This window comes from Candidatus Litorirhabdus singularis, assembly GCF_026262625.1.
Taxonomy (GTDB): domain Bacteria; phylum Pseudomonadota; class Gammaproteobacteria; order Pseudomonadales; family Halieaceae; genus Litorirhabdus; species Litorirhabdus singularis.
Window position 1 is genome coordinate 709,078 of the sequence record NZ_SHNN01000002.1, and the last position, 18,044, is coordinate 727,121.

Sequence of the window (18,044 nt, forward strand, 5' to 3'; positions counted from 1 at the left end):
AACCAGGCGCAGATTATACAGGTCCAAGCCATAGAAATACTAACCTGCATCAACAGAAATTCGCAGACCAGCGGCAATCGCAAAGGGTGCTAATGCGACAGCCAGCGAAAGCATGCCGCCCAGCACCAGTAACTGAGGCTGCGCGCTGTTTCCAGCAGCGGCAAACTGCACAGCTGCGCTGCCAAAAATCAGTACCGGCACATAAAAGGGGATAATCAGTAATGAGATGAGTATACCGCCGCGCTTGAGGCCCACTGTCAGCGCTGCACCAATGCCACCGATCAGACTCAGCACTGCGGTACCCAACAACAAACTCAGCATCAGCGTGCCGATCGCCTTGCCTGGCAGTTGTAACATCAGCGCGAACAGCGGTGATAGCAAGGTCAGCGGCAGGCCGGTCAGCAACCAGTGCGCAAAAACATAAGTCAGCGCGGGCAGAAATAAGGGTTGCGGGGCAAGCACCAGCTGCTCCAGCGTACCGTCATCAAAATCGCCGCGAAACATACCCTCCACTGCCAACAGCGTTGCCAGCAAGGCCACTATCCACAACACCGCCGGTGCAAATTCAGTTAGCTGGCGCGGGTCAGGACCAATACCGAGCGGAAACAACATCACCACCAGTAAAAAGAACACCAATGGGTTAACCACTTCTACCGGCCGCCGCACGGCGAGCAAGAGTTGCCGCCGGAGACAGGCTGCCAGTAACCGCCCCATCCTAGCTTCGCTCCTGACGCGCAATGCTGACTCGCCGCACCGGGTAGTCTGAGGGCAAAGGCTGATGTGAGGTTAGCACTACGGCGCCGCCAGCGGCCGCGCGCGCAGCTATAACATCTGCCAACCGTTTGACTCCGGCCCTATCAATTGCGGTGAATGGCTCATCCAGCAACCACAAGGGCGCCTCGCTCAGATAAAGGCGAGCCAAATTCACCCGCCTCTGTTGCCCTGCGGAAAGATTATGACAGGGAATATCCTCATAACCGGTTAGCTCGACCGACTGCAACGCGGCGTCTAAGCCCGCCAACGGTAGATTCTGCACAGAGCAGTACCAGCGCAAGTTTTCCCGCGGTGTCAGCAAGGTTTTCACACCCGCCTTGTGACCCAGATAAAGCAAGCTATCGGCATTGCATTGCAAACCCCCGCTGTAACCGTAGCGCGCAAGTCCGGCCAGCGTGCGCAACAAACTGGTCTTGCCGCTGCCATTCTCCCCCTCCAGCATCATCACTTCACCAGGGTAGATCTCCAGAGAGAAGTCACTGAGTAATACCCTGCCGCCGCGCTCTAACTCCAAGCCGTGGACTTTTAGCAATGGTTCGGCATGGGCCGCGGCGGTCACTAGAGATTGACTACCTGAATGCCCGGCACATGCAAATCCGGGTCTTCGGCTATGCTGAGCGAACCAAAATCGAACAGCGACACATCGGCAAGTTGAGAGGGCGCCACATTGCGAATGCTTCTGAAAATGGTTTCGGTACGTCCAGGATACTCCCGCTCCCATTCCTGCAGCATGCGTTTAATTTGCACCCGCTGCAGATTTTCCTGCGAACCACACAGGTTGCAGGGAATAATTGGAAACTGTTTGTGGTCGGCATAGCGCACCAGGTCAGACTCCTTGCAATAGGCCATCGGTCGTATCACTACATTACGCTTGTCGTCGCTCAGTAACTTCGGCGGCATGGCCTTCAGGGAACCGGCGAAAAACATATTCAAAAACAAGGTCTCTACAATATCATCGCGATGATGGCCCAGAGCAATCTTGCTGGCGCCAATTTCCTGTGCGAAACCATAGAGACTACCGCGTCTCAGCCGAGAACATAATCCGCAGGTGGTTTTTCCCTCTGGCACCAGCGATTTCACGATGCTGTAGGTATCCTTCTCCAAAATGTAATAGGGAACACCCTGCGCCTCGAGGTACGCCGGTAGCACATGCTCAGGAAAGCCCGGCTGCTTCTGATCCAGATTTACCGCAATCAGCTCAAAATCAACCGGAGCGTTAAGGCGCAGGTTAATCAGGATATCAAGCATCGCGTAAGAGTCTTTACCACCAGAGAGACATACCATGACGCGATCGCCGGCTTCTATCATGCTGTAGTCGGCAATCGCATTACCTACGTTGCGGCGCAGCCGTTTATGCAGCTTGTTAAATTCGGTTTTTTCCTTTCTCGAAAGCTCGGGCACTGCTTGGCCTATGATGATCGCTGGTCGGCTGCGGATTTTACTTGTTTTCGGAGCAAATCCCAATGCAGTAGCAATTATTCAGTGAGATGACTAAAATGGCCGCCCCAGAATCGGCCCACCTTAATTGGCTGACATTCAATATCCAAGCACAGAGGATTTGCAAACGATGAAAGCTCCCGTACGCGTAGTAGTGACCGGCGCCGCCGGCCAGATTGGTTATGCCCTGTTATTCCGGATTGCTTCCGGCGCGATGCTCGGCGAAGACCAGCCGGTAATACTTCAATTACTGGACATTACCCCTGCCATGGAAGCGCTGGAAGGCGTGCGCATGGAACTTGACGACTGTGCCTTCCCGCTGCTGAGCGACGTTATCTGCACTGATGATCCCAATGTAGCCTTCCAGGACACCGACTATGCACTGCTGGTTGGTGCCCGTCCGCGTGGCCCAGGGATGGAGCGCAAGGATTTGCTGGAAGCCAATGCCGCTATATTCTCCGTTCAAGGCAAGGCGATTAATGACAACGCCAGCAAAAACATCAAGGTCTTGGTAGTCGGTAATCCCGCCAACACCAATGCACTCATCACTCAGCGTAACGCGCCCGACATCGACCCGCGTAACTTTACCGCCATGATGCGACTCGATCACAACCGCGCGAAGACCCAGATCGCTCAGAAGACGGGCAAGACTGTGTCTGATGTCAGCCACATGACCGTATGGGGTAATCACTCCGCTACCCAGTACCCGGATCTGTTCAACACCCTCGTGGACGGGAAAAGCGCTATCGAACTGGTCGATCAGGAATGGTACGAGAATGACTTTATCCCTACGGTGCAGCAGCGTGGCGCGGCTATTATCGCCGCACGTGGTGCTTCATCCGCTGCCTCTGCCGCTAACGCTGCTATTGACCACATGCGCAGCTGGGCACTGGGTACCGAAGGTGACGACTGGGTTTCTATGGGCGTTTATTCCGACGGTTCCTACGATATCACCGCAGGCCTGATCTACTCTTTCCCCTGTCGTTGTCGCGACGGTGCCTGGGAAATCGTACAGGGTCTCTCAGTTGATGAGTTCAGCCGCGGTCGCATGCAGGCTACCGAGCAGGAACTGACCTCAGAGCGTGACGCTGTGCAGCATCTGCTCCCCTGATGACTGAAGGCATCGGCAAAAGCTACCATCACGGCAATCTGCGCAACGAACTGCTGGAAGCAGCAGAAGCGCAGTTAGCCGAAGCTGGCGCCGAAGACCTGAGCCTGCGCGCACTGGCGCGCAGGGTCGGGGTTTCTCAAACAGCCCCTTATCGTCATTTTCAAGACAAGAGCGATTTGCTCGGAGCGCTAGCGACCCGAGGCTATTCGAAACTACTGCAGCAATTAGAACTGGCGCGGTTGCGTGCCGGCGATGATCCCGTAAAACAGTTGTATGCGTTCGCTCACAGCTACGTGAATTATGCGGTCAATAATCGGGACGTTTTCAAACTGATGTTCGGGCCCATGCTGCAGCCCAATGAGCAGTTCCCCGACCTGCAAAATACCAGTCGCGAAACCTATGACCTGGTGCGAGATATTATGCGCCGCGGTATTGAACAGGGTGTGTTCCTGCACTCCGACGTAGAATACCTCGCCAATGCTGGCTGGTCCGGTATTCACGGTCTGGCAACCCTAAAGCTGGACATTCCAGAGCTATTTCAGCGCAAGATCGACCTGAATCGGCAGATTGATCTGGGAGTCGCCATTTTTGTCACCGGTCTGGCCAACCTGTCGCCTGCGGAGGAGCAGCCCTCACAACTCCCTTAACACCGTCAGTGGCGGACTGGAAATCACCCGCCGACAGTTCCAAACACCCAACCCACCGATCAGAGTAATGCCAACCAGTGGTCCCAGAAACCACAGCAGTGGACTGGGCTGATAGCTCATGTCCAGTGCCTGTGTCTGCAGGATGTAAACCGACAGCTCTGCCGCTAGAGTCGCCAGACTACCCGCAAACAAGCCCAGCACACCGAATTCAATCACCAAGCTACCCAGTATCAATTTACGCGGCGCTCCCAACGCACGGAGTATGGCGCTTTCCAACAAGCGCGCGTCAACACTGGCCTGCACCCCGGCAATCAAGACCAGCGCGCCGGCTAATAAAATTACCCCCAGCACCAGTTCTATCGCCGCCGAAACCTGACTGACGATGGCGCGCACCTGCTGCACCACCACATCCATTTCTATCACCGTGACGGTAGGAAATTCACGGATGAACTGGTTTAAAAACTGTTTCTCTTCTCCGCCCAGGTAGAAGCTGGTCATAAACGTCGCCGGGTAACCCTGCAATACCGCGGGCGGAAACACCATAAAGAAATTGGGTTGCATACTGCCCCAATCCAGTCGGCGAATACTGGCCACCGTAACACTGAGCTCACGTGCGCCCACGGTGTAGGTGACTGTATCACCCACCTTTATCTTCATACTGTCGGCAATGCCTTCCTCCAGCGAGACCAGCGGTTGTGCGCTATCTGCGTCCCACCAGCTGCCGGCGATTATTTCATTGTTAGGCGGTACCGCGTCTGACCAGGTCAAGTTGGTCTCGCGCTCACGCCTACCCTCTTCCGGATCATCACTGCGCCCCAATGCCTCGCCATTGATATGCGTTACCCTGCCCCGCACCATGGGATAAAGCGGCTGCGACAGCACAGCTTTACGATTCAGCGCCTCGCGTACCGGATTAACCTGCTCCGGAGAAATATTAATCAGGAAGTGATTCGGCGTGCCTTCCGGCAATTGGGTTTGCCACTCTTCTATCAGGGAGGTCCGTACCAGTACCAAAATCAACAGCAACATAATCGCCATGGAGAAAATCACCACCTGCAGGGTATTGGCCGCACCGCGTCGCTGCAGTCCCGCCAGAGCCAGGCGCCAGATACTGCCGGCGCGCATACCGGCCAGACGACCACCACGAAGCAGCAGCGTCGCAGCCCCTGCAGCTACTAATGCCGAACACGCCAGTCCGGCAAGTACCGCCAGCGTCAGATTTACATCGCGGCTATACCAGAGCATCAGCAGAATAATTGCACCCAGGCCCACCAGGTAGTCCTGCACCGTCCGTTGCGCCATGCCCGGCATATCTCTGCGTAACACCCGCAGCGGCGAAATTTTGCCGAGTCGACGCAGCGGCGGCCAAGCAAAGCTAGCCAGACACACAAGTGCGGTGAACATCCCCATCAGGTAAGGGCGTGGACCGCTGGACGCAGGGGTTACCGGCAGAGCATCGCCAAACAAGACAAAAAACAGACTCTGCATAGACCAGCCCAACAACGACCCTAGCAAAGTTGCCGCCGCACCCAGTATCAGCAGGCTGCTGCCGTACAAACGCGCAATTCGCCCGGAAGTAGCACCCAGACTCTTCATGATTGCCACATAGTCATAGTGACGTTCGCTGAAACGCCTCGCTCCCAGAGCAATAGCTACTGCGGCCAGCACCACTCCCAAGCTACCTGCCAACAGCAAAAACTGCTCCGCGCGTTGCAGGGCACTGCCTATCGATTGCTGGCTGCTGGCAACGTCGAGTAATCGCTCACCGTTCTCCAGACGAGGTTCCAACCATTCAACGGTAGTCTCAAGCGCACCGGCATCACCGGCTAGCAGCAGCCGATACTCCACGCGACTACCGACTTGAACCACCTCAGTCGCGGGGATATCCGTATAGTTCATCAATACTCGGGGACCAAATCCCAGAAAACTACTGCCTTGATCAGGCTCACTCCGGATCGCCGCCGTCACTGAAAAATCAGCTTCGCCGATGGTGAGTTGCGCACCTACATCGATATCCAGCAGGGCGAATAGACGAGAGTCGATCCAGACAGTGCCGGCAGCAGGCCCGTGGGCAATAGCCTGAGGGGCGGCGAAAGGCTGATCGGAGCGCAGTAATTCACCGCGCAACGGATAGTTATCGCTGACTGCCTTTACCGATGCCAGAACCATATCCTCGTCTCCGGCGTAGACCATCGACGGGAAGGACAATGTGTTGGCTACTTGCAGCCCCTGACTGAGGGCATACTCGCCCCATGAATCGCTGACCGCAGATGAGCTGCTAACGACGCGATCCGCCGCCAGGAAGCGATGACTCTCTTGCTCCAGACTATTTTGCAGACGCGTGGTAAAGGCACTGATTCCAGACACGATAGTGACGGCGATAACCAAAGCCGCAAACAACACACCCAGCTCGCCACCGCGCCAATCGCGCAGCAACATTTTAAGTGCCGTCACGCCTGCGCTTCCACCAGAGCTCCGGCATGCAATCGCACACGCCGATCGCAACGGTCCGCGAGGCGGGATTCATGCGTTACCAGTACCAGAGTCGTACCCTGCTCCCGGTTGATTTCGAACAGCAGATCAATAATATGCGCGCCGGTCTCAGTATCAAGGTTTCCAGTGGGCTCATCGGCAAACAGGATCACCGGTTCAGCGGCAAAAGCACGGGCGATTGCCACCCTTTGCTGCTCGCCTCCCGACAATTGGCTGGGGTAATGAGTCACCCGCTCCCCCAGTTCCACCCGCGCCAGAAAGCCAGCAGCGCGAGATTCTGCATCGCTATGACCGGCAAGCTCCAGGGGCAACATGACGTTCTCCAAGGCAGTCAGGCTGGGCAGCAGTTGAAAGGACTGGAACACAAACCCCACTTTCTCCGCCCGCAACAATGCGCGTTCATCTTCATCCAACTGCTGGAGATCTACCCCGTCGATCCACACTTTGCCATCGGTGGCTTCATCAAGCCCCGCCATCAGTCCTAATAGCGTAGACTTACCGGAACCGGAGGCGCCAACGATAGCTACTGATTCCGAGGCCTTGATTTCCAGATCAATCCCTTTCAGTATTTCCAGCTGGCCCCCGGCAACTTCAACCCGTTTCAGGAGATTCTCTGTTTTGATCATATTCTGGCGTAGCTCTTTTATGACCGCCCGACTGGCGGTCCTATGGTTATTAATAGGGCTGTTGTACAGTCCCGGATCACTGGCGCTGCAAAAAAACGTGCTTATCCTGGGCGATAGTATCAGCGCCGCCTATGGCATGTCTCTAGAGGAAGGCTGGGCGAACCTCCTGCAAAGCCGGTTACAGGAGCGTGGCATTAGCTATCAGGTTATCAACAGCAGTATCAGCGGTGCTGACAGCAGCCACGGGGTACGCGCCTTACCAGGTCTGCTGGAGCAACACCAACCTGCGATTCTGGTCCTCGAGCTGGGCGGTAACGATGGCTTACGCGGCTATCCGTTGAAGCGCCTGCGCGAAAACCTGCAATCCATGATTTCTCTGGCGCAGCAGGCCGGCGCTCAGGTCATACTGGTAGGCATGCAAATTCCACCCAACTACGGTACCCGCTATGCGCAGGGTTTCAGTTCCAGCTATCAACAGCTGGCGACGGCAAACAGTATTGTGCTGGTGCCACAATTTCTGGAAAACATCGCGCGGCAAAGCGACATGATGCAGGCAGACGGCATCCACCCTACGCCGGCCGCGCAAGCCTTGTTATTGGAAAACCTGTGGCCACATCTCGAGGCATTATTAGATGACTGAAAGCAAGGCGACGCCAACGCTGGCGCAGCGCGATCGCGCGCACGTCTGGCACCCCTACGCGCCGGCAGATAGCGATGCGCCACTGTATGGTGTCACCTCAGCCGATGGCGTGCGACTGCAGCTAGAGGATGGTCGCGAGATTATCGATGGCATGTCGTCCTGGTGGTGCGCTGTCCACGGCTACAATCATCCGATATTGAACACCGCAGTCAATGAGCAAATTCAGCGCATGTCACATGTCATGTTTGGCGGACTGACCCATGGTCCAGCCGTGGAACTGGCAGAATTACTGGTGCAAATAACCCCGCCTGCGCTGGACCGGGTGTTCTTCAGTGATTCTGGTTCTGTGGCGGTGGAAGTGGCATTGAAGATGGCGCTGCAGTACTGGCACGCAACCGGGCAACCACAAAAGCAACGCTTTATCGCACTGCGTAGTGGCTATCATGGTGATACTTTCGGCGCCATGTCTGTTTGTGACCCGGTTACCGGGATGCACCACTTATTTGGCGACGTATTGCCGCAACATTTATTTGCGCCAGCCCCCGACTGTACTTTTGGCAGTGGCTGTAGCAGCGCCGATATGGCTCCCATGCGCCAATTACTCAGCAAAAACCATGACAGCGTCGCCGCAGTGATCCTGGAACCGATTGTTCAGGGAGCTGGTGGCATGCGGTTCTATGACCCTGCCTACCTCCAGCAACTCAGCCTGCTGTGCGAAGAGTTCAACTGCCTGCTCATCTTCGACGAAATTGCGACCGGGTTCGGTCGCACCGGAAAATTGTTTGCGCTGGAGCATGCTGAGGTAGTGCCCGATATTCTCTGCCTTGGCAAAGCACTGACGGGCGGTTATATGTCATTAGCCGCCACCCTGTGTAATCAAAGAGTCGCCAACGGTATTAGCGATGGCGATGCCGGCGCCTTCATGCATGGCCCCACTTTCATGGGCAACCCCTTGGCCTGCGCAGTCGCCTGTGCCAGCATTAAACTGCTGCTGGAAAACGATTGGCAGGCCCGCGTGCAACGCATTAACAATGACTTGCAACAAGGATTGGCGCCAGCAGCTGAGCTGCCCGCGGTAGCTGAGGTGCGCTGTCTGGGAGCAATTGGCGTTATCGAACTACATGAGCCGGTGAACATGGCACAGATTCAGCCAATGTTCGTTGAACGCGGAGTCTGGCTGCGCCCATTTGGTAAGCTCGTTTATACCATGCCCCCGTTTATTACTAACAGCGCGGATATTGCCACGCTTAGCGCCGCCATGATCGATACTATCGACAGCCTCTGCTAGCTGCTCAATCCAGCCGCGAACGGTTATAGCCGCAGCGTGCCCTGCATAAAGGTCACGGCCTGACCGCTCAGATGTACACGGTCTCCCTCCAGCTGGCACTGCAACTCCCCGCCCCGCGCAGATACCTGCCGCGCCTCCAGAGTCGTCTTATTCAGTCGCCGAGACCAAAACGGTGTCAGGGCACAATGTGCAGAACCCGTAACGGGATCCTCGTCAATGCCCACTTGAGGGCCGAAAAACCGCGATACAAAATCAACATTTTCACCCGGAGCCGTAACGATAACCGGGGTATCACTCGCGGCCAGCAGGGCTTTCATATCCGGCCTCAGCGCTCTCACTTGCGCTTCGTTGGCGTACAGATACAGGCACTTATCACCGTTGAAAGCCGCCTGAGGTTGCGCGCCCAGGGCCTCAGCCAGCGCGGGATCCACAGTCTCCTCGGCCAGCTCGTAGGCTGGAAAATCCAGACTGATGGAAGCACCCGAGCGGCGTGCCGTCAGCCAACCACCACGAGTGGTAAAGCGAATCTCTGGAGCAGAATAAGCCAGTTCATTGAATAACACATGAGCGGTCGCCAATGTGGCATGGCCACACAAATCTACTTCAACCGTCGGCGTAAACCAGCGCAGCTCGAATGCATCACCGGCCGCTGCGTAAAACGCTGTCTCAGACAAGTTATTCTCAGCGGCAATCGCTTGTAATAATGAGTCCGGCAACCACTCCGAAAGGCAGACCACGGCTGCAGGGTTACCACCGAAAGGCCTCGCACTGAAAGCACTCACCTGAAATTGTTGTAAAGCCATACCTTGCCACTCCAAAACCTTACGCTTGGCCACAATACACCGTCGATAGTCCAGTTTTGACAGACAATCGAGCTACTCATTGCCGCGCTGATCACTTATAGTGCCATCAAATTCGAGCTCGAGAATTATGGAAAGCAATCAGTCACCCGCCCAGCTCAAACTCTACAATATCATTTTTGGCACAGAGAGCTCCTGGGGACGCACTTTTGATCTGGCGATCATCATCGCTATCCTGCTCAGCGTGGGAGTCGTGCTGCTGGATTCTATTCCCCGCTACCACAGCAGTTATGGCGACTTTTTCTACGCCGTAGAATGGGTCTTCACCATTATTTTTACCATCGAGTATGTGCTGCGACTATGGTGCTCACCGAATCGCCGGCAATATGCACTAAGCACCTTCGGGCTGGTGGACTTGCTAGCCATTCTGCCAACCTATATCGCCTTCTGGTTCCCCGATGCTATTTCACTACTGATTATTCGTCTGATCAGAATACTGCGCATCTTTCGAGTATTGCGGTTGCTGCAGTTTCTGCGCGAAGCCAATGTACTATCGCGCTCGCTGTCTAATTCACGCCGTAAGATTTTCGTGTTCTTCTCAATGATGCTGATACTGACCACGATTTTTGGTTGTCTGATGTATGTAATCGAGGGACCACACAATGGGTTTGCGACTATTCCGCACAGTATTTACTGGGCTATCGTCACCATTACCACGGTGGGCTACGGCGACGTTGTGCCTCATACTGCACTGGGGCAGGCAGTCGCTTCAGTCGGAATGCTGACCGGGTACGCCATCATTGCCGTACCGACAGGTATCATCACCGCTGAGCTTGCTATGGAAATATCCCGTGACCGCTTACGAACCAATTGCAAAAACTGTGAACGCGCCGGTCACGACACTGACGCGAAACACTGCAAATATTGTGGAGCTCAACTATGAACGCGCCTGTTAATGCGCCCCGTGCTATTACCGAGTATCGCAAATATTGGGCTGAATGCTACGGTGTTTCGCCCTACCTACCCATGAGCCGCGCCGAGATGGATGCGCTGGGTTGGGACAGCTGCGACATCATTATTGTTACTGGCGACGCTTACGTAGATCACCCCAGCTTTGGAATGGCAGTGATTGGCCGCCTGCTGGAGGCGCAGGGCTTCCGGGTCGGCATCATCTCCCAGCCTGACTGGAGCAGTGCCGAGGCGTTTACCCAGCTAGGGCGTCCCAATCTGTTCTTCGGCGTCGCCGCCGGTAATATGGACTCGATGATCAATCACTACACCGCCGACCGCAAACGCCGCAATGATGACGCTTACACGGCAGGCAATGTCGGCGGCAAACGCCCCGATCGCGCAGTGATCGTATACAGCCAGCGGATTCGTGAGGCCTATAAAAATGTGCCGCTGGTCATCGGTGGTATCGAAGCCAGCCTGCGCAGAATTGCTCACTATGACTACTGGAGCGAAAAAATACGTCGCTCCGTATTGCTAGACGCTCGCGCGGATATTCTCTTATACGGCAACGCAGAGCGCGCGATTGTCGACCTTGCACATCGCCTGGCCAACGGTGATTCCATACACAGTATTCGCGACCTGCGCGGCACGGCTTACGTTTGCAAACGAATCCCCGACGGCTGGCAGGTGCTCGATAGCAGCGACGTGGATGTCGTGGGCGCCGTTGCGCCACCACTGAATCCCTATGCTGAAACCGGGCCCGAATGCGCCACCGGCGGTGCCGAGAGCAACGCTGATTCAGAGCCTGACGGCGATGTACAGGCGGTACGCCTGGTGCCACGCCAGAGTGCACTGCAACGTTCAGGCCCGACTGTTATTCGACTGCCAGCCTTCGAACAAGTACGCGCCGACAGCACGCTCTACGCGCACGCGTCTCGCATTCTGCACAAAGAAACCAACCCGCATAATGCCAGTGCACTGGTACAGGCGCACGGTGACCGTGAGTTGTGGCTCAACCCACCTCCGATCCCACTAACCACCGAAGAGCTAGACTGGGTCTTCGAACAGCCCTTTCAGCGCACCCCACACCCGGTCTACGGCGACGCCAAAATAACGGCTTACGAAATGATCCGGTTTTCGGTAAACATCATGCGCGGCTGCTTTGGCGGCTGCACTTTTTGTTCTATCACCGAGCATGAGGGGCGTATTATTCAAAACCGCTCACAACCCTCTATCATTCGTGAAGTGGAGCAGATTCGCGACAAAACTCCCGGTTTCACCGGCGTCATTTCCGACCTCGGCGGCCCCACCGCCAACATGTGGCGGCTGGCCTGCAAGAGTCGCGAGATAGAAGCCAGCTGTCGCAAGCTCAGCTGTGTATACCCGGGAATATGCAAAAATCTGAATACCGATCAGACACCGCTGATTGAGTTATACCGCGAAGCACGAGCGGTTCCCGGTGTGAAAAAAGTGTTGATCGCCTCCGGGCTGCGTTACGACATCGCCGTGAAGACGCCCGCCTATGTCAAAGAGCTGGTCACCCACCATGTCGGTGGCTATCTAAAGATAGCACCAGAGCACACGGAACAAGGCCCGCTGAGCACGATGATGAAGCCCGGCATCGGCACCTACGAGACTTTTCGTAAAATGTTCGAGAAGTACTCAAAAGAGGCTGGTAAAAAGCAGTACCTGATTCCCTATTTTATTGCGGCCCACCCAGGCACTACTGACACTGACATGATGAATCTGGCGCTGTGGCTCAAACAGAATGGCTTTCGCGCTGACCAAGTCCAGACGTTCTATCCCTCGCCGATGGCATCGGCAACGGCCATGTACCACTCCGGGCGGAATACGCTGAAAAAAATCAGTCGTCAAGGCGACATGATGCCCACGGTACGCGGCCTGCGACAACGTCGTTTGCACAAGGCCTTTTTACGTTATCACGACCCTGATAATTGGCCGCAGCTGCGCCAGGCCTTGCAGAAAATGGGTCGCCGCGACCTTATCGGCAGCGCACCACACCAGTTAATACCCGCGCGACAACCCGCTGGAAGTAGCCAGCGCGCTGGCGCGCCCGGCACCACTTTTGCCACTCAGCACAATGGCTTGCCGCGTACACCGGAGCATAAACGAGGTACGCGGCGCAGCCGCAAACCCAGCAGGCAACGCTAACAATCTGGATCATCACCCTTTTTCAAGGTGCGCTCGCTGGAGTATCATGAGCGTACCCGCACAGGAGTACATGACATGAAAACCATAACCCTGATAGGTCTACTCTGGATGACCGCCGCGTCCAGCTTCGCTGGTGGCATTCTGGTCGGGCAACCGCTGCCGCAGTTGAAGATATCAGAACGCGGTGAACTACTATTGGATGACGATGATGTCAGCTATAGCGCCTGGCAGTCGCCACAGCAGCCTGGCAAAGCCCACGTCCTGCAATACATGGCAGGTACCGCCGGCGCCAGCAAGCTGAACGAACCGTTCACCGAACGGCTCAAGGTCTCAGCCGATCTAGATATTATGGTGACCACCGTTATTAATCTCGACGATGCTACCTGGGGTACCAGCGGCTTTGTGGTCAGTGAGGTTAAAAAGAACAAGCGCCTATTCCCGATGTCACAACTGGTACTGGACGACGATGGGCACGGTCGCGAGGTCTGGTCATTACCACGCAAGTCTTCGGCGATTGTCATCACCGATGCCGCTGGCATTGTCCTGTATGTTAAAGAAGGTGCAATGGATGAAAGCGAGATTGAGCGAGCTTTAGAGTTGCTGCGCGGCACCGGCAGTCCTGCAGTGCTCGGCACCGATACCGCCGCCAGTTCCTAACCCATCATCTGCGGCCGAGATTGGGGCTACTGCGGTAGCGACTCATTCTCGGGCTGATCTTTTGCAGCCGGGTCACAACGCCAGCTGCCACTCGGTAATTGCGCGCAATCCCAGTCGTCACTGCCTTCATAGGGAACGGCCGCTGGCCTGCTGCCATCGTTGCTGGGACTCGAGCCACAACCAGCTAACACCAGTAGTAATAGTGCCATCAAACCTTGCTTAAATGATCGTCGGTAAAGTTGTGGTTTCATCAGTGCCCATCTCTTCGATATACGGTAACCCCGCCAACAAGGGTTTCAACCACCTCCAGTTCGCGTACATCACCATTAGTTTGCAATGGATCTCCGCTCAGCCACACCAGATCGGCCAGCTTACCGGGCTCCAATGAGCCGATGCGGTCCTCCTGAAACACCTGCCAGGCTGCATCGATAGTCATCGCACGCAGTGCGGCCTCAGGTGACACACGTTGTTCAGCGCCTATAACATTGCCGCCAGTTGAGATTCTGTTCACCGTACTCCAAAGCAACTGCAGCGGCTGCATGGGCACCACAGGGGTATCAAGGTGCACGCTGTAGCGCAGGCCCAGCGACTGTGCTGAACGGGTCGGGCTCATTCGCGCCGCACGCTCAGGACCCATGAATATGTCCCGGTGCCGGTCACCCCAATAATAGGTATGCGCCGAGAAAAAACTAGGCGTAACGCCCAGTCTCTGCATCTTTTGCAATTGATCTTCACGTGCCATTTGCGCGTGAATCAACACCAGGCGCGGGTCAGCTTCGGGACGCTTCTGTTGCGCCAGTTCAAAAGCATGCAGAATGTCATCTATTGAGCCATCACCGTTACCGTGAATTGCCAACTGATAGCCGGCCTCATGAAAGCGCGCCACAATCTCAACCAGTTGCTCGCGAGGAATGGTCGGATAGCCGCGGTAATTTGCGTCGCCTTTGTAAGGTTCATGATAGGGATGCCCCAGATACCCGGTGTAGCCTTGAATGCTGCCATCGGCGACAATTTTGACCGGCCCAAGGCGCAGCTTCTCACTCTCGAATTCAGACTTTACTACCGTACCAGCAAGTAAATCGGCGCCCAGCATGTCATAAAACGGAAACAGCACCAGGCGGGGAGCCAACATATTCAGTCGCGAGAGGGTTGCCAGACCGCTGGCCAGACCACTGTCCACTCCGCCACTCTGAGCCGTAGTCACTCCTTGTGCCGCATATTCCTCGCTGGCTGATAGCGCCATCTCTACAGCCTCGAGCATGCTGAAGTCCATGGCCTTCGCCATGGCTGGCATGTGCGCAGTCTCTTCCAACAGTCCGGCCGGCTCACGCAGTCCAGGCTGACGCCGTATGACTCCACCAATAGGATCTTCGCTAGCCGCATCAATGCCAAGCTCTGCCAATGCCATACTATTGGCCACGCCCATGTGTCCAGAAACGTGAGCAATATAGATGGGACGGTCTGTGGCGACAGCATCAAGATCTTCCCGCGTCGGGTGCCGATGCTCAGCCAGCAAGGTGTCATCATAGCCAATGCCCAGCAACCAACCGCTGCCAGGCCGTTCCTCTGCTTTTGCCCGCAGTGCAGCCTGTAAGCCGGCTATATCCTGCACCTGTCCAATCGGTGGACTATTGAGGTCAGCTCCCAACACCGTCAGACCTGAGCCGGGGAAGTGCCCGTGGGCGTCAACAAATCCGGGCATCAGGGTTTGACCACCCAGATCAGTCACCAGGCTGCGATCAGTTTTCAGCGCCAGAATTTGCTCGCTGCTGCCGAGGCGCTCTATCTCTTCGCCGCGCAACGAAACCGCTTCGTACACTGCGTTTTCGGCATTCATCGACAACACCTGCCCATTGATAAATAGCCGATGCTCGGGCGGGGCCACCGGGCGGGTACCCAGCCACAAGCTGGTTGCGACGCCAAGCAACCCTACCAATACAATCGCCAAAATAAGTCTGAGGTTCACGTCATTACTACTCCAGTTCTGCCATCCACTTATGCTGCGACTGGCCCGATCACCAGGTCTGCCAATTTAGCGCGATGATAGGCAGCGTCACCCCAAAGCATCTGATTATGCATTTGACGCTTGAAATAGAGATGGATATAGCATTCCCAGGTAAAACCAATGCCACCGTGAAATTGCACCGAGCGGCTAGAAGCATAGGCCGCCATATCACTGGCCGACGCCTTGGCCATATGGGCGGTACGGGCAGCAGCTTCAGGCTCCGAGTCCAACGCGCAGGCTGCGTTGTAGACCAGTGACTTGGTCTGGTCAATCTCAAGCATCACGTTTACCAGCGGATGCTTAACCGCCTGAAAGAAGCCCAACTCGCGATCGAACTGTTTGCGCACGCGAGCGTACTCTACGGTCGTTTGCAGCTGCCATTCAGCAGCGCCCACCATGTCGGCCGCTACCATGGTCCAGAGCGCAGGCATAGCTTGATGTAACGCCGCGCCGGCGTCTGTCGCAACCAGTTCAGCAGTAACCCCGTCGAAGCAAACGCGGGCCTGATCGCGCGTCAAATCGACAATCGCATCGATCTCTAACGCAATACCCGTGGCATCCGCAGCGACCCAGTACAACTCTACCGCAGCGCCGTTACGCGCCTTCACCAGAAACTGGCTAACTTTTTGCGCATCCTGAACATAATAGGCGGTACCACTTAGCTTGCCGTCTCGAACCTCGACATCAGTATCGGCGTATTCCCAGGAGCCGCGGCTATCAATACCGGCATAAGTCGCTGCTGCGCCGCCCGCTATCGCCTCCAGTGCCGCATCAGCAGCGGTCGAGTTGGCAGCGGCCAATATGTAACTGACATTGGCTGTCGCCAGCAATGGCGAGGGAAAAGCAGCGCGTCCGGACTCTTCACACAATGCCGCTACGGCGACTGCGCCCAAATCCATACCCCCTACCCGCTCCGGCACTGCCAGCATGGTCCACCCCAGATCAACCATTTGTTGCCACAGTTCGGGGGCCCACTGGGTCACCAGCGGTCGATGCGGATCGGGGTCCGCCGCTACCAGCGCATGCAGTTTATCAACCGGCAGCGAATCCTGAAAAAACTTGCGCGCTGAGTCACGCAGCATCACCTGCTCTTCGCCAAAACCAAAATTTGTGGGTTGTGCCATTACCTTCATTCCTCGCTTGGATTGCTGTTCTACTTGGACTTGGGCAAGCCCAGCACGCGTTCGCCCAGTATATTTCGCTGGACTTCATTGGCACCGGCAGCAATCGTCATACCAAAAGAGTTCATATAGGCCATCGGCCAGCGACCACCGGCGGGGGCATTCGGGTCAGCCAAATAAAGTGAGCCCGCCGCGCCCTCGATTTCGGTAGCCAGTTCCGCCACATCCTGCGTTATCTCGGTCATCAGGAGCTTGTTTTGCAGCGGTATTCGCATCGGGTGATCCTGCAGGCCCTGCACGCGAGCGCGCCGACTGCTCTGCTTGAAGCCCTCTTCGCGAATCATTTCCTGCATAATCCGGTCTCGAATCACAGCGTCATCCGCCGCGGTCTTACCGTTGCGAAAACTGGTTTTTGCCAAATCAACCAGGGCACTTGAACCGAACACACTGCCGCTTTCCTTGCCTGCGCTTTTACCACGCCCGCCGGAACGCGGCGTAACCAACTCACCCGCACCACGCTCATGTGCCAGTGTCGTCATAGCCACCTGCCAACCCTTGCCCACCTCATCCAAACGATACGCGTCATCGACTTCCAGGTTGTCAAATATAACTTCATTAAACCCGGTCTCGCCGGTAATTTTAATCAGGGGCCGTACGGTAATTGACTTGCCCAACTCAGAACGTATGGGCACCACAAAGTAAGACAATCCATCATACTTGTGTGATTTATCAGTCCGCAGCAGCAGAATCATCCACTCCGCGAAATGCGCCAATGACGTCCACACTTTGTGGCCATTGATGATCCACTTGTCACCCTTGCGCTCGGCAAACGTCTGCACGCTAGCCAGATCAGAACCCGCACCGGGTTCGCTGAAACCCTGACACCAGATGTCCTCGCCAGACAGCAAGCGGGGTAACAGTTCGCGTTTCTTATCCTCACGGGCGTGAAAAAACACTGTGGGAGCGGCCATACCCAGCCCAATCACATTCGGGAAGAACGGGGTTCTCACCGCTGCTATCTCAGCGTTGGCCACGCGTTGACAATCGTTGCGTCCACCACCCCCGCAGTCGACGGGATAGTCGCAACCGACCAGCCCGGCATCATAGGCTTTTTTCTGCCAGTCTTGCAGGTAATGCAGTTGTGGCTCGGTCATAATTTCAAGCGGTGAAAGCGGCAGCCGCACCGGCGGTTCAGGCGGCAGGTTATCCTGCAGCCAGTCACGGCAGTACTGACGAAACTCTGCTTGTTCAGGGGTATCCTTACGCGCGGCATCGGACATGGTCAATGCTCCTCCAGTCTGGCGGATTAAATGTTCTTAAAT

General features: G+C 55.9%; 17 protein-coding genes. 7 read left to right on the forward strand and 10 right to left on the reverse strand.

Translation table 11 applies throughout. From position 1 onward, the window contains the following. Nucleotides 1–39: 39 nt before the first annotated feature. Genes ccmB through ttcA form a run of 3 tightly spaced genes read right to left on the reverse strand, consistent with a single transcriptional unit; the run spans nt 40 to nt 2,175 of the window. On the reverse strand, nt 40–714 hold the full coding sequence (gene ccmB, locus EYC98_RS11620; RefSeq protein ID WP_279245507.1) for a heme exporter protein CcmB: 675 nt from the start codon (nt 712–714) through the stop codon (nt 40–42). A gap of 1 nt (nt 715) precedes the next feature. Continuing rightward, nucleotides 716–1,333, reverse strand: a complete 618-nt coding sequence (ccmA, locus tag EYC98_RS11625) for a cytochrome c biogenesis heme-transporting ATPase CcmA (RefSeq protein WP_279245508.1) — start codon at nt 1,331–1,333, stop codon at nt 716–718. Beyond that, nucleotides 1,333–2,175 carry a tRNA 2-thiocytidine(32) synthetase TtcA gene (gene ttcA, locus EYC98_RS11630; protein ID WP_279245509.1) on the reverse strand — a complete coding sequence of 281 codons (843 nt, stop codon included), beginning with the start codon at nt 2,173–2,175 and terminating at the stop codon, nt 1,333–1,335. Before ttcA ends, ccmA begins: the two co-directional genes overlap by 1 nt. Nucleotides 2,176–2,341: 166 nt before the next feature. Between ttcA and EYC98_RS11635 the strand changes: the two genes are divergently transcribed. Beyond that, entirely contained in the window at nt 2,342–3,322 is a 981-nt protein-coding gene (locus EYC98_RS11635) for a malate dehydrogenase (protein ID WP_279245510.1), read from the forward strand. Beyond that, nucleotides 3,322–3,969, forward strand: a complete 648-nt coding sequence (locus EYC98_RS11640) for a TetR/AcrR family transcriptional regulator (protein WP_279245511.1) — start codon at nt 3,322–3,324, stop codon at nt 3,967–3,969. The genes EYC98_RS11635 and EYC98_RS11640 overlap by 1 nt, the downstream gene beginning before the upstream one ends. Here the strand turns inward: EYC98_RS11640 and EYC98_RS11645 are convergent. Next, nucleotides 3,955–6,423: an ABC transporter permease gene (locus tag EYC98_RS11645; RefSeq protein WP_320415553.1), complete on the reverse strand. Its 2,469-nt coding sequence runs from the start codon at nt 6,421–6,423 to the stop codon at nt 3,955–3,957. The genes EYC98_RS11640 and EYC98_RS11645 overlap by 15 nt on opposite strands. Then, nucleotides 6,420–7,088 (reverse strand): ABC transporter ATP-binding protein, encoded by a 669-nt coding sequence (locus EYC98_RS11650; protein ID WP_279245512.1) that lies wholly within the window; start codon nt 7,086–7,088, stop codon nt 6,420–6,422. Before EYC98_RS11650 ends, EYC98_RS11645 begins: the two co-directional genes overlap by 4 nt. 19 nt (nt 7,089–7,107) lie before the next feature. On the opposite strand from EYC98_RS11650, the gene EYC98_RS11655 reads away from it, so the two are divergent. Both EYC98_RS11655 and bioA read left to right on the forward strand, forming a co-directional pair. Beyond that, nucleotides 7,108–7,728, forward strand: coding sequence for an arylesterase (locus EYC98_RS11655; RefSeq protein WP_279245513.1), 621 nt, complete (start codon nt 7,108–7,110; stop codon nt 7,726–7,728). Continuing rightward, nucleotides 7,721–9,016: an adenosylmethionine--8-amino-7-oxononanoate transaminase gene (gene bioA / locus EYC98_RS11660; protein ID WP_279245514.1), complete on the forward strand. Its 1,296-nt coding sequence runs from the start codon at nt 7,721–7,723 to the stop codon at nt 9,014–9,016. Before EYC98_RS11655 ends, bioA begins: the two co-directional genes overlap by 8 nt. A gap of 23 nt (nt 9,017–9,039) precedes the next feature. Here bioA and EYC98_RS11665 read toward each other — a convergent pair whose 3' ends face one another. Continuing rightward, a complete protein-coding gene (locus tag EYC98_RS11665) occupies nt 9,040–9,819 on the reverse strand; it encodes a PhzF family phenazine biosynthesis protein (protein WP_279245515.1) in 780 nt (259 codons plus the stop codon). A gap of 127 nt (nt 9,820–9,946) precedes the next feature. On the opposite strand from EYC98_RS11665, the gene EYC98_RS11670 reads away from it, so the two are divergent. The 3 genes from EYC98_RS11670 (at nt 9,947) to EYC98_RS11680 (ending at nt 13,596) form a co-directional block, all read left to right on the forward strand. Next, nucleotides 9,947–10,759, forward strand: a complete 813-nt coding sequence (locus EYC98_RS11670) for an ion transporter (protein WP_279245516.1) — start codon at nt 9,947–9,949, stop codon at nt 10,757–10,759. Continuing rightward, complete coding sequence (locus EYC98_RS11675; RefSeq protein WP_279245517.1) at nt 10,756–12,939, forward strand: YgiQ family radical SAM protein; 2,184 nt, start codon at nt 10,756–10,758, stop codon at nt 12,937–12,939. The genes EYC98_RS11670 and EYC98_RS11675 overlap by 4 nt, the downstream gene beginning before the upstream one ends. A 75-nt stretch (nt 12,940–13,014) precedes the next feature. Continuing rightward, the gene (locus tag EYC98_RS11680; protein WP_279245518.1) at nt 13,015–13,596 is read left to right on the forward strand and encodes a YtfJ family protein; all 582 of its coding nucleotides are present in this window, start codon (nt 13,015–13,017) and stop codon (nt 13,594–13,596) included. Between the two features lie 26 nt (nt 13,597–13,622). Here EYC98_RS11680 and EYC98_RS11685 read toward each other — a convergent pair whose 3' ends face one another. Genes EYC98_RS11685 through EYC98_RS11700 form a run of 4 tightly spaced genes read right to left on the reverse strand, consistent with a single transcriptional unit; the run spans nt 13,623 to nt 18,002 of the window. Continuing rightward, a complete protein-coding gene (locus EYC98_RS11685) occupies nt 13,623–13,805 on the reverse strand; it encodes a hypothetical protein (protein ID WP_279245519.1) in 183 nt (60 codons plus the stop codon). A gap of 41 nt (nt 13,806–13,846) precedes the next feature. Next, on the reverse strand, nt 13,847–15,562 hold the full coding sequence (locus EYC98_RS11690; RefSeq protein WP_279245520.1) for an amidohydrolase: 1,716 nt from the start codon (nt 15,560–15,562) through the stop codon (nt 13,847–13,849). A gap of 29 nt (nt 15,563–15,591) precedes the next feature. After that, complete coding sequence (locus tag EYC98_RS11695) at nt 15,592–16,725, reverse strand: acyl-CoA dehydrogenase family protein (protein WP_279245521.1); 1,134 nt, start codon at nt 16,723–16,725, stop codon at nt 15,592–15,594. A gap of 29 nt (nt 16,726–16,754) precedes the next feature. Next, complete coding sequence (locus tag EYC98_RS11700; protein ID WP_279245522.1) at nt 16,755–18,002, reverse strand: acyl-CoA dehydrogenase family protein; 1,248 nt, start codon at nt 18,000–18,002, stop codon at nt 16,755–16,757. Between the last annotated feature and the right edge of the window lie 42 nt (nt 18,003–18,044).

Bases quoted from the DNA above. Each gene is read 5' to 3' on its own strand.
- ccmB (WP_279245507.1), bottom strand. From the start codon at position 714: ATGGGGCGGTTACTGGCAGCCTGTCTCCGGCGGCAACTCTTGCTCGCC.
- EYC98_RS11635 (WP_279245510.1), top strand. From the start codon at position 2,342: ATGAAAGCTCCCGTACGCGTAGTAGTGACCGGCGCCGCCGGCCAGATT.
- EYC98_RS11640 (WP_279245511.1), top strand. From the start codon at position 3,322: ATGACTGAAGGCATCGGCAAAAGCTACCATCACGGCAATCTGCGCAAC.
- EYC98_RS11650 (WP_279245512.1), bottom strand. From the start codon at position 7,088: ATGATCAAAACAGAGAATCTCCTGAAACGGGTTGAAGTTGCCGGGGGC.
- EYC98_RS11655 (WP_279245513.1), top strand. From the start codon at position 7,108: ATGACCGCCCGACTGGCGGTCCTATGGTTATTAATAGGGCTGTTGTAC.
- bioA (WP_279245514.1), top strand. From the start codon at position 7,721: ATGACTGAAAGCAAGGCGACGCCAACGCTGGCGCAGCGCGATCGCGCG.
- EYC98_RS11665 (WP_279245515.1), bottom strand. From the start codon at position 9,819: ATGGCTTTACAACAATTTCAGGTGAGTGCTTTCAGTGCGAGGCCTTTC.
- EYC98_RS11670 (WP_279245516.1), top strand. From the start codon at position 9,947: ATGGAAAGCAATCAGTCACCCGCCCAGCTCAAACTCTACAATATCATT.
- EYC98_RS11675 (WP_279245517.1), top strand. From the start codon at position 10,756: ATGAACGCGCCTGTTAATGCGCCCCGTGCTATTACCGAGTATCGCAAA.
- EYC98_RS11680 (WP_279245518.1), top strand. From the start codon at position 13,015: ATGAAAACCATAACCCTGATAGGTCTACTCTGGATGACCGCCGCGTCC.
- EYC98_RS11685 (WP_279245519.1), bottom strand. From the start codon at position 13,805: ATGGCACTATTACTACTGGTGTTAGCTGGTTGTGGCTCGAGTCCCAGC.
- EYC98_RS11695 (WP_279245521.1), bottom strand. From the start codon at position 16,725: ATGGCACAACCCACAAATTTTGGTTTTGGCGAAGAGCAGGTGATGCTG.
- EYC98_RS11700 (WP_279245522.1), bottom strand. From the start codon at position 18,002: ATGTCCGATGCCGCGCGTAAGGATACCCCTGAACAAGCAGAGTTTCGT.